This is a genomic window from Novosphingobium sp. B-7 (assembly GCF_000410615.1).
GTDB lineage: Bacteria > Pseudomonadota > Alphaproteobacteria > Sphingomonadales > Sphingomonadaceae > Novosphingobium > Novosphingobium capsulatum.
This window is the reverse complement of record NZ_KE148502.1, coordinates 1-390: the sequence shown is the minus strand read 5'-3', so window position 1 is coordinate 390 and position 390 is coordinate 1. Positions and strand designations below refer to the sequence as shown.

At 72.1% G+C, this 390-nt stretch carries 1 pseudogene; it reads right to left on the bottom strand.

Annotated features, from left to right (window positions below):
• Window positions 1-390: pseudogene (locus H926_RS35250) on the bottom strand (nitrogen fixation protein FixI); the annotation flags it as partial.

The window sequence follows — 390 nt, the reverse complement described above, 5'->3', positions numbered from 1 at the left end:
CGATCCGCACATAGCGCGAGCGTGATTGACCGGCCGTCTCCATCAGGCGGGCAATCTCGGCCAGGGCGGTATCCTCGCCGATCGCGCGCACTTCCACGTCGAGCGGCGCCTCTTCATTCAGCGTGCCGGCCAGCACCAGATCACCCACCTTGGCGGCAACGGCAGCGCTTTCGCCGGTCAGCAGCGAGCGGTCGAGCCGGCTCGCCCCGCGCTGGATCACACCATCGGCAGCCAGCCGCTCTCCGGCGGCCACGCGCATGATCATGCCCGGCGCCAGGTCTGTTGCCGCCAGCCAAGCGGGCGTGCCATCGGCGGCCACCACCATGGCCCCCGGCGCGGCCTGGCGCAGCAGGGCATCCACCCCGGCCCGCGCGCGATCGCGCATCATCG